The following is a 15,245-nucleotide window of genomic DNA, read 5'->3' on the forward strand; positions in this document are numbered from 1 at the left end:
CAAGATAAACTGCGATATTTTCCAAAAAAAATAGATTGATGAACTATGAGCATAAATAGACCCCTAGATATTTCTCGCTCATTTTTAACAGCACTCTCAGTCAGAATGTTTCGTTATTATGAGGATCGCATCCCTGAAGATGCCAGTTTGTTAATAGTGAGCAATCACCGCAGTTTTATGGATGCTCTAATTTTAATGGCAGCTTTAGGCAGTCCAATCCGCTTTGCTTGCCATCATTACATGGGGCAAGTGCCAATTCTGCGCGAGATTGTTACAGGACAATTAGGCTGCTTTCCCTTAGAAGACAACCAAAACCGCCAGCATAGCTTTTTTGTACAGTCCCAGCAGCTATTAAAAAGAAAACAGATGGTGGGAGTGTTTCCCGAAGGTGCAGATCCGATGGTGAAATACACAAGAGCCAATCATCTGGGTGAATTTCGTCGGGGTTTTGCTCATCTGGCATTACGTTCTGCCGTACCAGATTTAGCCGTTTTACCAATCGCGATCGCCTCTTTAGAAGAAGTGAACACTGCTGCTTTTCCCTTAAAATTTTTAAGTTTATTTGATCCTGGCGAACCGTTATTTAATCAAGCTGGTTGGCATCCTCTAGTAATTTATCATCGGGTGGCAGTGTTAATTGGTCGTCCCTATTGGATTACACCGCAACATCAACAACAATATTACGGTAAACAGGCAAAAAATGTAGTGGCTGATCTCACCACATATTGTCACAGTGAAATTGCTAACTTATTAATTCAGGGGTGTTATTAAAGTTGCAAATGCTGTTACATAACTGCTTAGAAGCATCACCAAGAATCGAAAAATTATCTGCTCTTTCTAGAATTATCTCTAGGGAAATCATCAATACTCTTGGACAACCTTGTGTTAACACTTATATCTCATAAGGAGGCTGGGCAATGCTGAATTTAAGTTAATTTTTTATTAAACAGTTTAACTATATCTAAAGTATTTGTTACATTTAAAGCTATGATTTGATCAGGAACTTAACCTTGATGATTGTGCTGTCACCTGCTTTTATCCTCACTCTACAAAGTATGAGATGGTCATAGCTGGAAGCCGATACAACTAGGAAATTGACGTTTATTTTGCCATAATGCCAGAAGTTGAACTAAAGCCGTGTTTCCTTACACCTAGACGCATTCAGCCAGAATATCCGTTGTTTGTGTATTTGCCTGGAATGGATGGAACAGGTCAACTATTGCGATCGCAAACTACGGGATTAGAAGTTGGCTTTGATGTTCGTTGTTTAGCAATACCACGGAAAGACCTCACGAGTTGGGAAATCCTCACAAGTAATGTTTTAGACTTAATCCATGCGGAATTAGAGAAAAGTTCCCAGAGATCAGTTTACTTGTGTGGTGAGTCCTTTGGTGGTTGCTTGGCGATGAAAGTCGCCACCCAAGCCCCACAATTGTTTAAACGGATGATTTTAATTAACCCAGCATCCGCCTTTAAATTACGGCCTTGGTTAAATTGGACATCTCAACTGATGGATATAGTTCCAGAATGTGCTTACGAGATTGGCGCACTGGGTTTATTACCATTCTTGGCATCTTTGCCGCGAATTTCTCGCAGTATTAGATATGAATTGCTGAAAACAATGCGTTCTGTACCACCAGAGACAGTGAATTGGCGGATATCTTTGTTAAGAGAGTTTAGCGTTGATGAAGAAAAGTTGAGTTCTCTGAAACAAACAGTCTTGTTAATTGCTGGTGCTGGCGATCGCCTCTTACCTTCCGTCACCGAAGTCAAACGTATAGCGAATATCATCCCCAACGCCAAAACCGTTATTCTACCTGAAAGCGGACACGCTTGCTTACTAGAGAACGATGTGAACCTCTACCAAATTCTTCAGGCTCATAACTTCCTAGAACTACAAGAGCATAAACTGCATCAAAAGATACTTTGATAGTAAGTTAATCTGTAACCTGCTGTAATTTTTCATCCCATGCAAAAATAATTTGCACTGGTTGGAAGATGTCAAGCGGGTAAATTTTTCATTACAACCGAAAAAGAGAGGCTGTAATGAGGATAATTATCCAAAATGTCTGAAGAATCCCCATATAAAAACACAAATATCAACCCATCAGTTAATTCACCTGAAACTCAAAAAACTGAAGCAGATAAAAATCAAACGTCTCTAATAGATACTTTGGCTGAAACTGCTGTTAATACTGGAAAAACAGTTGTAGATACAGCAGTGGTAGTAGGGACAGCAACAGCACAAACTACATATAATTTATTTGGGCAAGCAACTAAAATCACAGGACAAGTTATCAATAAGATTGGGCAAAATTGGTTAATTAGAAGAATATCTGGGTTTTTAAATCTCAACTGGCTGATCGGTGCGAGTGAGGATGTTGATTTAGCAAAAGTGGAAATTGCAGTTAACAAACTCAAGCAGAAATACCCCCAAGAATCACCTCAACAAATTGCTCACCGCATCATGATGGAAAAAGCCACTAAAGCCGGTGGAATTGGGTTAGCAAGTAGTATTTTGCCAGGAGTAGCAGTTGCGTTGCTAGCAGTAGACTTAGCTGCAACCATGAAATTGCAGACAGAAATGCTGTATCAAATTGCCGGGGTGTATGGACTAGACTTACAAGATCCAGCACGTAAAGGGGAACTATTGACGATTTTTGGGTTGGGTTTAGGTGGGAATCGGCTGTTAAAAGCCGCCGGATTAGTTTGGTTGCGAAATGTCCCCTTTGCTGGGGCAGCGATCGCCGCCAGTGCCAATGCTACAATGAGTTATTCTTTAGGGTATGCGGCTTGTCGGTTTTATGAAGCCAAACTAGACGAATCAGTGTCCGTAGAATCACCGGAAACACTGGCGAAATTAAAAGCCGAGAGTGAACAATATTTAGAAACGGCGATCGCGCAACAAGCCGTCATGGATCAGATATTAGTCCATGTTATTTTAGCGAGTCACCCGGAAAAAACTTGGCAACAAATATTACCAGAACTCAAAGCCGCTAACCTGAGTGAAACTTCATTATCAGCGATCGCCAAAAACATCAAATCACCCCAACCCTTAGAGCAACTACTTAATCAACTAGATCCTGATTTTGCCGTACCCTTACTAGCGCAATGTCAGAGAATTGCTCAAATAGACAAGCAAACCACAGCAGTAGAGCAAGAAATTATCAGAGCGATCGCTAACAAATTTGATATTGACTTAAATCAAAATCAAGTCAACAGTCAATAGTTATTAGCGTTGCTCAGGATCAACACCGAGAGAACGCAATCGCTGCTTTAACTGTTTCAATTATCGAAAATTTGGGTTGAAAACCCCGTCGTTCTACGACGGCTTTCTGGTATACTAGCAGTAGGTTGTAGACCGTGAGAACGATGTTCGCGTAGCGTCCCGCAGGGAGGAAACAGGTAAAACGTCCTACTCCGTGATCTCAAAATGCCTAACAGTCAATGGTGTAAAAATAAGTCCAAACTGTAAGGTCGAAAAGCAATTAAATAGGGTAGGGCATACCCAAATTTACGCTTGGGGAGTAGTCCTTAAGTGGGGTATATCGAGAGATATGTTTCGGACTAGACATGAAACTGTAAGACCAAAATCAACATCGTTGGTGGAGGCAGGATTCAGCCCAAGAATCTCCGCACTTTTAGGGCGGAGAGTGTCAAAAGGTCATGAGTCATTAGAGATTGGGCATGGGGCATAACTCAATTCAAAATTCAAAATTCAAAATTGGTGATTGTTAATTGTTAATTGTTAATTTTTGACGGTTGACTGAGAAAGAATTTCTCCCTCATCTCCCCAGTCCCCAGTCCCCAGTCCCCAATCCCCAATCCCCAGTCCCCAATCCCTCACTCGGAAAATTTTGAGCAATACTTGTACAAGAAGGAATATTTACGCGAAATCCAAAAATGGCAATTCAACTGAGTGACAAACCTCTGCTAGAGTGGGCTGGCGATACGCTAGCGATCGCATTATTTGAAGAAGCAGTAGAGTTAACAGGGGAACTGGCAACTTTAGATGAGAAGTTTGCCGGCATTTTAAAAGAAGTCATTGCAGAAGAAGAATTTAAAGGCAAAGCCAACAGCAGCATCTTTACTCGCGTCACAGGTGCTAGCCCCATCAAAAAAGTGATTTTAGTAGGTTTAGGAAAACCCGATACCCTCAAACTAGACACCCTCAGACAAGCGGCAGCGACAGTCGGGAAAGTTGCCAAAAAACAAAAAACCAAAGTTTTAGGCTGTAGTTTTCCTTTATGGAACAATGACCCATCTGCATCTGTGCAAGCACTAGCTGAAGGTGTGCAACTAGCCCTTTACAAAGACAATCGCTTTAAATCAGAATCAGAAGACAAAGGCGCACAAGTCGAAACCATCGAGTTTTTAGGATTCGCTGGACAAGAAGCAGCGATTACCAAAGCCAATCAAATCGTCTCTGGGGTAATCTTGGCTAGAGAGTTAGTAGCAGCCCCAGCCAACGCCGTCACCCCGATTACAATGGCAGAAACAGCCCAACAAATTGCCCAAGAACACGGTTTGCAAATCGAGATTTTGGAAAAAGCAGACTGTGAAAAATTAGGCATGGGTGCTTTTTTGGGAGTAGCCCAAGCTTCTGATTTGCCGCCAAAATTCATCCACCTGACATATAAACCCCAAGGTACAGCCAAGCGTAAACTAGGCATTATTGGCAAAGGCTTAACCTTTGATTCTGGTGGACTCAACATCAAAGGTGCGGGTAGCGGTATTGAAACCATGAAAATCGATATGGGAGGCGCAGCCGCTACATTAGGTGCTGCCAAAGCCATAGGTCAACTCAAGCCAGATGTGGAAGTGCATTTTATTTCGGCTGTGACAGAAAACATGATTAGCGGCCACGCCATGCACCCAGGAGACATCCTCACCGCATCCAATGGCAAAACCATTGAAGTCAATAACACCGACGCTGAAGGTCGTTTAACCCTAGCAGATGCCTTAGTGTTTGCCGACAAATTAGGATTAGATGCCGTTGTTGATTTAGCCACCCTTACCGGGGCTTGTGTCGTTGCCTTGGGAGATGATATTGCTGGCTTATTCACGCCTGATGATGGTTTAGCAGCACAACTAGAACAAGCTGCCGACAGTTCAGGTGAGAAAATTTGGCGGCTGCCAATGGAAGACAAATATTTTGAGGGACTCAAATCTGGGATTGCGGACATGAAAAACACCGGGCCGCGTGCTGGTGGTTCGATTACCGCCGCCTTGTTCCTCAAACAGTTTGTCAAAGACACAGCTTGGGCGCACCTAGATATAGCCGGGCCAGTTTGGGCAGACAAAGACAGTGGTTATAACGGCTCTGGTGCCACTGGTTTCGGTGTCAGAACCCTAGTTGATTGGGTACTAGGTACTGGGGGCTAGGTACTGGAAGGGACTGGAGAGCAGGGGGGATGAGGGAGATGAGGGGGATGAGGGAGCCTCTTAAGGGCAGGGGGAAATTTTTTCCTTAGAATTCTTTCAATTTTGAATTTTGAATTTTGTAGCTTGCTTCTCTTACGAGACGCTACCGCGAACCCGTAGGGTATTTTGAATTGATTGATGCCCCAATCCCCAATCCCCAATCCCCAATATTTCGTGTTATCGTGGGTTTACCGTGAGAACTTGTTGCAAAAATCACAACAGTAATCGGCAGATGGAAAGTTAAGATTTTTTAGCAAAGGCATCTGGTAAAATTTGTAAGGTTTCTAAAAAGCACTGAGCAATGGGATCGACTGGCGTGCGGATAGCAATTGACGCAATGGGAGGGGATAACGCTCCCGGTGAAATCGTTACTGGCGCGGTGCGAGCCAGTGAAGAATTAGGTGTGAAAGTTTTATTGGTGGGTGATCCCCAACAAATTAAAGCTGCCTTGCCCCCAAAAACTAATGTGGCAGGAGTGGAAATCATTCCGGCTGAGGATGCGATCGCAATGGATGAGGAGCCTTTGAATGCGGTGAGACGCAAACGCAAGGCTTCTATTAATGTGGCGATGGATTTAGTTAAGCAACAACAGGCAGATGCGGTATTTTCTGCTGGTCATTCGGGGGCAGCAATGGCATCAGCCCTACTTCGCTTGGGAAGATTGCCAGGGGTTGACCGTCCGGCAATTGGGACAGTTTTTCCCACCGTCAAAGCAGGTAAGCCAGTTCTCATTCTGGATGTGGGCGCAAACGTAGATTGTCGTCCTAAGTTTTTAGAACAGTTCGCCGTCATCGGTTCGATTTATAGTCAGTATGTTCTCGGTACAAATGAACCCAAGGTGGGTTTGTTGAACATTGGCGAAGAAGATACTAAAGGTAATGAGTTAGCCCTACGTACTCACGAACTGTTACGAGTTAATCCCCATATTGCCTTTCTAGGCAATGCGGAAGGACGAGATGTTCTGTCTGGTGAATTTGATGTGATTGTCTGCGATGGCTTTGTGGGCAACATCTTACTCAAATTTGCCGAAGCGGTTGGCGGCGTGATTTTACAAATTTTGCGGGAAGAATTACCCCAAGGTTTGCACGGTCAAATTGGGTCAGCGATTTTAAGACCGAACCTGAAGCGCATTAAGCAACGTATGGATCACGCCGAACATGGCGGCGCGTTGCTGTTAGGTGTGTCAGGTGTGTGTTTAATCGGTCATGGTAGTTCTCAAGCACCTTCAGTTTTTAACGCCATTCGCATGGCAAAAGAAGCTGTAGATAATCAGGTCATGCAACAATTGCAATCCCGATATGAGATGCTACAGAGTGAGAGTAGTTAGCAATCAGCCAAAAAACTAGTAATGACAGCTAGTAACAAGTCATTGGTTAGCAGTTAAAGACTAATGACTAATGACTGATGACTAATGACTAACAGCTGATAGCTTGGGAGATTAGGAGTGCAAAATTTAGGTATAGCAATTACAGGAAGTGGTTCGGCAGTACCCACAACTTCCCTTCACAATCAACAACTGACGGAACTGGTAGACACCTCTGATGAGTGGATTACTACCAGAACCGGAATTCGTCAGCGACGGTTAGCCAATCCCACAGATTCCCTGAGTGGGTTAGCCACATCTGCCAGTCTTCAGGCGATCGCCTCCGCCGGAATTACACCAGCCGATATAGACTTAATCTTGCTGGCAACTTCCACCCCGGATGATTTATTTGGTAGTGCGTGTAAAGTTCAAGCAGCGTTAGGTGCTACCCAAGCAGTAGCCTTTGACCTGACAGCCGCTTGTTCTGGCTTTGTGTTTGGGCTAGTCACCGCCGCCCAATACATTAAAACAGGCGCATACCGCAATGTACTATTAATCGGGGCAGATATCCTCTCTCGTTGGGTAGATTGGCAAGACAGACGCACTTGCGTATTGTTTGGCGATGGTGCTGGGGCAGTTGTCTTACAGGCAAATACAAGCGATCGCTTACTAGGATTTGCCCTCAAAAGTGACGGGACTCAAAACCACTACCTCAACCTCGGCTATCAAGGCACTTCTCAAGAAATCATCCCAGGCGTAAACGTTACTCAAGGCACTTATCAACCCATCACCATGAACGGTAAAGAAGTTTATCGATTTGCCGCCCAAAAAGTCCCAGAAATCATTGATAAAGCCTTATTTGCCGCCAACCTCACCGTTGACCAAATCGACTGGCTGCTACTACATCAAGCGAATCAGCGCATCCTTGACGCAGTTGCCCAACGCCTCAAGATTCCTAATGACAAAGTTATCAGTAATCTTGCTAACTACGGTAACACCTCCGCCGCCTCCATTCCCATCGCTTTAGATGAAGCCGTGCGGCAAGGTAACATCAAAACCAACGACATTATCGCCGCCTCCGGCTTTGGAGCAGGTTTAACCTGGGGCGCAGCAATTTTCCAATGGGGACGATAAACAATTCAAAATACCCTGCGGGAAGGCTGCGCCTACAAAATGCAAAATTCAAAAATTGGATTCTTCATTTTGAATTTTGCATTTTTAATTTTGAATTTGAGCGAAGCGATTGACCAATGACTAAAACTGCATGGGTGTTTCCCGGACAAGGTTCTCAAGCATTAGGAATGGGAACCGACTTATTAGATATACCTGCTGCCAAAGACAAGTTTGCCCAAGCTGAAAGCATCTTAGGCTGGTCGGTAACAGACATCTGCCAAAACCAAGAAGAAAAATTATCCCAAACACTCTACACTCAGCCCTGTCTTTATGTGGTTGAGAGTATCCTCGCCGACCTAATTCGAGAAAAAGGACACCAGCCTGATTTAGTTGCAGGTCACAGTTTAGGAGAATATATTGCTCTCTACGTTGCGGGTGTGTTCGAGTGGTCAGTGGGATTACAGCTAGTCAAGCGACGCGCTGAACTGATGGATAATGCTGCCGGGGGGATGATGGCAGCTTTGATGAACTTTGAGCGCGAACAATTAGAAACAGTGATTGCCACAACTCCTGATGTAGTGTTAGCAAATGACAACAGCCCAGCACAGGTAGTTATCTCTGGCACTCCAGAGGCAGTACAAACAGTTATGTCTGAAGTGAAAGCTAAACGTGCCATTCCCCTGAAAGTTTCCGGTGCATTTCACTCACACTTTATGGCTGCTGCTGCTAGGGAGTTTCAAGAAGTTCTCGACACTGTAGAGTTTCAGTCTGCCACAGTACCAGTATTATCTAACGTTGAACCAGTTCCCGCCGTTGATGCCGAAATTTTAAAGCAACGTCTCAGTCAACAGATGACTGGTTCAGTACGCTGGCGAGAAATTGCTTTACAACTACCAGCCAACAGCATTGAGAAAGTAGTAGAAATCGGCCCTGGTAACGTCCTCACAGGTTTGATTAAACGCACCACACCTGATTTAATTTTAGAAAACGTCCGCAAGGTTGCGGAATTACCAAATTAGGGACTAGGGACTGGGTACTGGGTACTGGGGACTGGGAAAGCAGAGAAGCAGAGAGTAAAATTCAATGCCCAATGCCCCATGCCCCATGCCCAATACCCCATGCCCAATGCCCCATGCCCCATGCCCAACCCCCAATCCCTTATGTCTCGAAGCCGCGAACCGTTTATTAGTCTGGCACTCTACCACGCTTTTAAGTGGTCAGTTGTCAGTCCCATGCTTCACGCTTATTTTCGGGGACTGATTTACGGTGTGGAAAATGTCCCCCAATCTGGCCCCTTGGTAGTTGTGAGTAATCATGCTAGCTACTTTGATCCGCCGATTGTTTCTAATTGTGTGCGTCGCCCTGTGGCGTACATGGCTAAGGAAGAATTATTTAATGTTCCAGTGTTGGCACAGGCGATTAAACTATATGGTGCTTACCCAGTCAGTCGGGGAAGTGCCGATCGCAATGCTATCCGCGCCGCACTAGAGTATCTTGATAATGGCTGGGCTGTGGGTGTGTTTTTAGAAGGTACTCGCACCCCCGATGGTCGGATTCAAGATCCGAAAAGGGGTGCAGCTTTGTTAGCCGCTAAGGCTAAAGCACCGATATTACCTGTATGTTTGTGGGGTTCAGAGCAGATTTTACAAAAAGGTTCACCCCTACCTCGTGCAGTTCCCCTGACTGTGAGAATCGGTCAGTTAATTCCTACTCCTAGTTCAACCAATAAAGAGGAATTGGAGACGGTGACGCAAAAGTGCGCCGCAGTGATTAATGAGATGCACGATTTAGGGCGTTAGTGAAAATATCTAGAAAATATGCTTTAAGAAAGTAGCGATCGCCTGTTGGTTTTTGTAAATTCAAAGTCAGTTGCTCAACTTATCTCAAACATCTATGAGTGGCTTTGAAGCCAAAAACCTGTGGAATCGCTTAAATAATTCGGTTTTAGTCCGCTTTCTGCTCTTAGTAGCCGTTGGCTGGACTATTATTCAACTTTTAGCCTATTTTCAAACCTTAATAATTATTTTTACCTTTGCCACAATTTTGGCTTTTTTACTCAGCTATCCTGTCAAATGGTTACGGCGTTTTGTACCTAAAGGAATAGCAGTTGTTGTAGTTTTCCTGATTAGTATTTTTGTGTTGTCTGGGTTATTTATCACAGTCGGTTTAGCAGTTTTATCCCAAGGACAACAGTTAATTGATAGTATCTCCGCTTTTTTAGCTTCTTTAGTCCCCTTATTAGAAAGAGTTGAAGAAATTTTACGTAATCGTAACCTACAAATAGATTTAAGCGTAGTTCAAGAACAGTTACGTAATCAAGCCGTATCAACTCTAGTCACAAGTTTAGCCATTGTGCAACAAATTTTGACTAATTTTATTACATTTATAATAATTGCGGTTGTCGCCTTTTTTATGCTACTGGACGGCGAAAAACTGTGGAATTTTATTCTCAGAATCGTACCAAAACAGCATCGCGGTAAATTTACTAAGGTGATTCGCCGGAATTTTTTAGGCTTTTTTCGAGGTCAATTATTATTAACTTTATTTCTAACTACATCAACTTTTATTGTCTTTATATTATTTAAAGTACCTTTTGCTTTATTATTATCTTTAATAGTGGGAATATTGGATATTATTCCAGGGATAGGAGCTACTTTAGGCATCAGCACCATTACTTTAATTGTGTTATCTCAAAATGTTTGGTTAGCATTAAGAGTCTTAGCAGCTTGCATAGTTCTCCAGCAAATCCAAGACAATATAATTGCTCCCCGTGTGATGCAAGGGACACTCAATCTAAATCCGGTAGTGGTATTTTTTGCTTTATTAGTAGGTGCAAGAGTCGCAGGATTATTAGGGGTTTTTATTTCAATTCCCATTACAGGAGTAATTGTTTCTTTGTTTGAAATTAATGCAATGAAATCAGAGGTTTAGATATTAGTTATTAGTCATTATTCATTAGTCATTAGTTATTAGTTATTAGTTTTTTTCGGCATTTCCTCTGTGTCCGCTACTCTCCATTCCCCATTCCCCTTAGCTAATTACTGTAAAATCAACATATACACACAAAAACAAAAAATCATGTCAGATTTAAGAGAAGAATTAAGAGAAACCTTGGATGAAGCAGAGTGGGAATGGTTAATTCCTCATGTGCAACGAGATGCGGTGATTGTGGTGTCACAAGACTTAGATTTACTGGCTGTGGGAGAAGCGATCGCCTCTGATAACACCTCATCAGTGGAACAATGGATAAATGAGCAATTACTCACTAAACCTTCAGTTACCCAAATGGGAGAATGGAATGGCGATCGCCAAAAGCGTTTTAACACCCTCATCCTTCAGCCTTATGTTCTAGTCCAAGAAATCGCCGCTTGATGTGAAAACAGGGAGTGGGGACAAATCAATTCAAAATTCAAAATAGCCTACGGCATCGCGTAGCGTCCCGTAGGGAAGGCTTACGCCTACAAAATTCAAAATGGGGATAGTTGATTGTTGACTGTTGACTGTGAACTGGGAAAGAATTTCTCCCTTGTCTACATTGTCTACCTCTGCTCCCCTGCCTTCTTACCTCAGTGTTTTTTCTTATCCGCGCCTGTGTAACCAGTTGCTACCCACAACAAGGCTCTAGCTCCGTCACGGACTGATTTTTGAATCGGTTCCGGTGGGTTTTCTGAAGGTACTGATATGGGTTTAAAGCCAATTCCCCGACTACCCAAGACTATCTCACCAATTACACGGGCGCGGCGCATGTGGTAATCTGAGGTAATTAAATACACACTCTTTATATTGCGAGCTTGTAAATCATCTACTAAAGTGGTAAAATTTGTTACTGTATCTACCGCTTCATAATCTAAATGTAATCGCCGGGAATTAATGCCAGCTTTGGCAAAAACCCGTCTGGTAAATGTAGGCGGACTACCGCCAGAAATTAAAATAGGTAAATTTGGATGCTGACTAGCAAATTTAGCTGTAAACTTTTCTCTTTCTAGGTGTTTGGTAGAACCGCCTAACACTATGATTGCTTCGGGTTGTTTGTCATTGTTTTTGGCTTCTTGGTATCCCAAAAACATTAGTAGTGGTATAAACAGAACCACAAACTGAAATGACTTACCTTTAAACAATAGATTATTCTTCAAGGCTCTATAACTTCGTTGATTGTGGAAATAATTTTTTCTAATAATCCGAAAAATAACAATGTTCAACGGGCAAATTCACCCAAATAGATATTTGCATATTTAATTAATACAGAATTAAATGCGTATTAGCGTGTTTTTGCAAATATTGAGTAATTTTGCCAGAGAACGGCATAGCGATCACCTAGGGTGGGGCTTGCGCCATCGCTATACTTTGAGTGAATGAGTGGTTGATAACGGGACTGGCCAGATTCGAACCGGCGACCTAGCGCTTAGGAGGCGCTCGCTCTATCCAGCTGAGCTACAGCCCCAACTACGAAGCACCTATTATGATAGCAGTAGTTTTAGCTAGACTGCCAGGAATTGTTCCAATCACCGCCACCAATTTCTAACCCACAAAGATAACTGTCTGCTGTGAGAATGACTAGAGGGTTTTTACCCCTTATTTGCCGCAACTCTAAACTCAGCTTGCCTTGCATAGTGTCCCGACAACAGAATTGTAAACCGTTGACTGTCGGCGCACGTAGAGGTGTACCGGGTAGATGGGTAGTTCCGGTTAATTCAACCTCATACTCTAAATTTCTGGCTTTCATTTGCCATCTACCCCAAGGCTGAATATCCCATGTAACTTTTGCATTCCAGGGAACGAATTCATAAAACTTACCTTGATAATGCAAGCCAACCATCGCCACAGATTCCATCCACCACAACACACCACGTCTACCACCGCCAGCAGTTAAGGCCAAATCCGGTTCACCGTCAAAACTATTACAATTGAGCCAAAACCATTTTTGCGGGAAAGCACCACCCCAGTTTTTTTCACCGTAAGCTGGCGCATTCTGGAATTGATAAATTTTACCGTTCCAGTCAATCCAACCACTAGCTAAACCGTGCGCCATCAAAATCTGCCATCCCGGTTCAAAGATTTGTAAAAACGACAGCCAGCCAGCCGTTGATTGCTGGATACTATTTTGATTACCCCAGCCATATACAGGCTGAATTTCATACTCCCAACGACAATAAAAACCAGTGGCAGGATCTTGAATAAAACCTTGGTTCAAGTTGGCTGTGGCTTGATAACCTTCTTGTATGTGGCGTGTAAACTCTGTGGGGGAAAGGTACATTGGTGGAGTGTTGAGGTGAGTTTTACCCCAATGACCTAAAGCTAAAACATCTCGACTAGCCCAAAATTTAGTTACATCGGGAAAAGTGCGATAGACATATTGATCATCCGCACCGAGGACTTGAGCCGCACCGCCACTATGGGGTTTTCCACCAATAGGATCTTCGATGGAATACATGAAGGCGAAAGTTTGACCACAGTCGGGTAAAGTGACACGATAATACCAGCCTTCAAAGAAACGGCGACTACTACCATCCCAATGGTAGCCGCTATGGGGCGTTTGAGTTGATTGTTGACGGTTTACTGGAATAGTTAACATATATCTATATATAGCTTATTCTCAGTATGCGCGATCGCTTTGACATCAATCATGCTTATGAAATTTTAGGGTTAAAAGCTGGTGCATCGCAGATAGAGATCAAACTAGCTTACCGCCAACTCGTGAAAATTTGGCATCCCGATCGCTTTACTAATCCCCAGCAGAAACAACAAGCAGAGACAAAAATTAAACAAATCAACGCCGCTTATAATCTCCTAAAATCACAAAATCCGCCTGTTGTCAAGTCTGCTGCATCTGTGCAACAAAATTCTCCACAAGTAACCGTCAATCGTTGGGATGCAGAAACTTTCTATAATTACGGTGTGGAGAGTGTCGCTAAAGGAGAATATCAACAAGCACTGGATTATTTCACCCAAGCAATTAGGCTCAACCCTCGCTATGCTGCTGCTTATAAATCCCGTGGGTTTGTTTGCTCACAATTAGGTTATGAATATAGAGCCACATCAGATTTAAATAAAGCCGCACAGTTAGAGGGTAAAATCCCAAAAACGGCTTATGGTTCCCGGATTAAGTATAAATCTGCGCCTAAATCTTTATTAGGGAAATGGTGTCAAAAAATTAAAAGATTTCTGAAATTGAATTAGGGTGTGTAAAGAAATTGGGGGATGCGATCGCTGTTTGCGTAGCGTCTCGCTCCAGAAGGCTTAAGCTTCGCTTTAATTAACTAGCAACCTCTAGATTCTGCTAGTTGTCTTATACTCATTTTGACTGTCAATAATTTCTATTCTTACTCTACTTTGACATCAATTTCTGTTACCCAAATTTCGTCCACAGGTATTGAAAGATATTTACGCTCTTCTAAAAAATCCACAATAGCGTTAGCCTGTGGAAACTCTGATTTAAAGCTATTTGCTAGACGCTCAATTAGAGGATACGCCAGTTGTGCGGCAAACTGACCACGCAAGCAACGTTCATACCACTCAATTAATTGAGACTCGCGCACAATGCCACGCACACGCTGCCCCCAACTAATCTGCTGGGTGACAACTTTGATTACTTCTGCATCAGCATCACGACATACAATCACAATATTGTCGCTTTCTACTTGGTCAATAATTGTTTGAGCCAATTTGCTATCAAGCGTCAGATGTTTGACTTGAATTGCAGGCCCGAAATTAGCCCACATATCCAAGCCCCTATCAGCCGCATTAGTGACACCTACACGATAGACATGAGCCGGGAATTCCCAACTTTCTTTTCCTACTTCCAACCCCAGCAAAACCCCTGTCAAATCTGAAAACTCAGCAAGTAATTCTTTATTTTCGGAGGGAATACTGACTTTGATAGTTGTACTAAGAGCAACCACAATTGTTTCAAAGAGGCTATAGGTGACAATTTCATAAGCTTTATCAATACTTCGCCTGATACCCCTTTGTTTGATGAATTTTTCCAGTAGAACACTCAAGTGAAAATCTTTTGGGGATGTACTCTCCACAAAAGCAATAATGCTCCCAACCGTTTCTTGCCGTTCATTAAATCGTAAGTATATGTAACGCTCTACTCCGCCTTGAGTGCGTTTGTTTTCAGTATCAAGAACTGCGAGCAGTTCAGGATACATCGCTGTAGAATTCCACACATCATGCTGGTATCTCGCTGAAGATGTGCAAATTTTGCCCAACAAACGCCGTGTTACTTCATCGCGCCAAGCAATTGAGGGATTTTGGTATGTGTTTTTGTCTTGGATGTTAAGATCGCCGTTGAGCCGTGAGTGTCTCAGCACTTCGGCAATTTGAATTGGCTTATAAAGGTCAACCCGTGCCTTGTTGATAATGGTATCTAATCTTTCTTTTGCATCTTCAAATGTCGGCATTT

The 15,245-nt window shown here is 43.1% G+C and carries 14 protein-coding genes and 1 tRNA gene; 11 read left to right on the top strand and 4 right to left on the bottom strand.

Going from position 1 to position 15,245, the window contains the following annotated elements; all coding sequences use genetic code 11:
• Positions 1-45: 45 nt before the first annotated feature.
• From AACS98_RS16945 to AACS98_RS16990, 10 genes are all read left to right on the top strand, one after another.
• A complete protein-coding gene (locus AACS98_RS16945) occupies positions 46-771 on the top strand; it encodes a lysophospholipid acyltransferase family protein (RefSeq protein ID WP_066381962.1) in 726 nt (241 codons plus the stop codon).
• A gap of 343 nt (positions 772-1,114) precedes the next feature.
• On the top strand, positions 1,115-1,930 hold the full coding sequence (locus AACS98_RS16950; protein WP_066381964.1) for an alpha/beta fold hydrolase: 816 nt from the start codon (positions 1,115-1,117) through the stop codon (positions 1,928-1,930).
• A gap of 135 nt (positions 1,931-2,065) precedes the next feature.
• The gene (locus AACS98_RS16955) at positions 2,066-3,229 is read left to right on the top strand and encodes a hypothetical protein (RefSeq protein ID WP_066381966.1); all 1,164 of its coding nucleotides are present in this window, start codon (positions 2,066-2,068) and stop codon (positions 3,227-3,229) included.
• A 674-nt stretch (positions 3,230-3,903) separates the two neighbouring features.
• A complete protein-coding gene (locus AACS98_RS16960; RefSeq protein WP_066381967.1) occupies positions 3,904-5,385 on the top strand; it encodes a leucyl aminopeptidase in 1,482 nt (493 codons plus the stop codon).
• Between the two features lie 340 nt (positions 5,386-5,725).
• Complete coding sequence (gene plsX, locus AACS98_RS16965; RefSeq protein ID WP_066381968.1) at positions 5,726-6,751, top strand: phosphate acyltransferase PlsX; 1,026 nt, start codon at positions 5,726-5,728, stop codon at positions 6,749-6,751.
• A 117-nt stretch (positions 6,752-6,868) separates the two neighbouring features.
• Entirely contained in the window at positions 6,869-7,861 is a 993-nt protein-coding gene (locus tag AACS98_RS16970; protein WP_066381970.1) for a beta-ketoacyl-ACP synthase III, read from the top strand.
• 116 nt (positions 7,862-7,977) lie between these two features.
• Positions 7,978-8,859: an ACP S-malonyltransferase gene (fabD, locus tag AACS98_RS16975; protein ID WP_066381972.1), complete on the top strand. Its 882-nt coding sequence runs from the start codon at positions 7,978-7,980 to the stop codon at positions 8,857-8,859.
• Between the two features lie 141 nt (positions 8,860-9,000).
• Positions 9,001-9,639, top strand: coding sequence for a lysophospholipid acyltransferase family protein (locus AACS98_RS16980; RefSeq protein ID WP_066382358.1), 639 nt, complete (start codon positions 9,001-9,003; stop codon positions 9,637-9,639).
• A gap of 94 nt (positions 9,640-9,733) precedes the next feature.
• Entirely contained in the window at positions 9,734-10,771 is a 1,038-nt protein-coding gene (locus AACS98_RS16985; protein WP_066381974.1) for an AI-2E family transporter, read from the top strand.
• A gap of 147 nt (positions 10,772-10,918) precedes the next feature.
• A complete protein-coding gene (locus AACS98_RS16990; RefSeq protein WP_066381976.1) occupies positions 10,919-11,212 on the top strand; it encodes a DUF2288 domain-containing protein in 294 nt (97 codons plus the stop codon).
• A gap of 194 nt (positions 11,213-11,406) precedes the next feature.
• Here the strand turns inward: AACS98_RS16990 and AACS98_RS16995 are convergent, their stop codons facing one another.
• The 3 genes from AACS98_RS16995 to AACS98_RS17005 all read right to left on the bottom strand — a co-directional run bounded on the left by AACS98_RS16995 (position 11,407) and on the right by AACS98_RS17005 (position 13,412).
• Positions 11,407-11,907, bottom strand: a complete 501-nt coding sequence (locus tag AACS98_RS16995) for a YdcF family protein (RefSeq protein ID WP_369815996.1) — start codon at positions 11,905-11,907, stop codon at positions 11,407-11,409.
• A gap of 300 nt (positions 11,908-12,207) precedes the next feature.
• Positions 12,208-12,281, bottom strand: a tRNA-Arg gene (locus AACS98_RS17000).
• Positions 12,282-12,314: 33 nt separating this feature from the next.
• Positions 12,315-13,412 (bottom strand): tocopherol cyclase family protein, encoded by a 1,098-nt coding sequence (locus AACS98_RS17005; RefSeq protein ID WP_066381978.1) that lies wholly within the window; start codon positions 13,410-13,412, stop codon positions 12,315-12,317.
• Positions 13,413-13,438: 26 nt separating this feature from the next.
• Between AACS98_RS17005 and AACS98_RS17010 the strand changes: the two genes are divergently transcribed.
• Entirely contained in the window at positions 13,439-14,017 is a 579-nt protein-coding gene (locus tag AACS98_RS17010; protein WP_066381982.1) for a J domain-containing protein, read from the top strand.
• A 143-nt stretch (positions 14,018-14,160) separates the two neighbouring features.
• Here AACS98_RS17010 and AACS98_RS17015 read toward each other — a convergent pair whose 3' ends face one another.
• Positions 14,161-15,243, bottom strand: a complete 1,083-nt coding sequence (locus AACS98_RS17015) for a HaeII family restriction endonuclease (RefSeq protein WP_084386926.1) — start codon at positions 15,241-15,243, stop codon at positions 14,161-14,163.
• Positions 15,244-15,245: the final 2 nt, after the last annotated feature.

Origin of the sequence: Anabaena sp. CA = ATCC 33047, assembly GCF_963870205.1 — a bacterium.
GTDB lineage: Bacteria > Cyanobacteriota > Cyanobacteriia > Cyanobacteriales > Nostocaceae > Trichormus.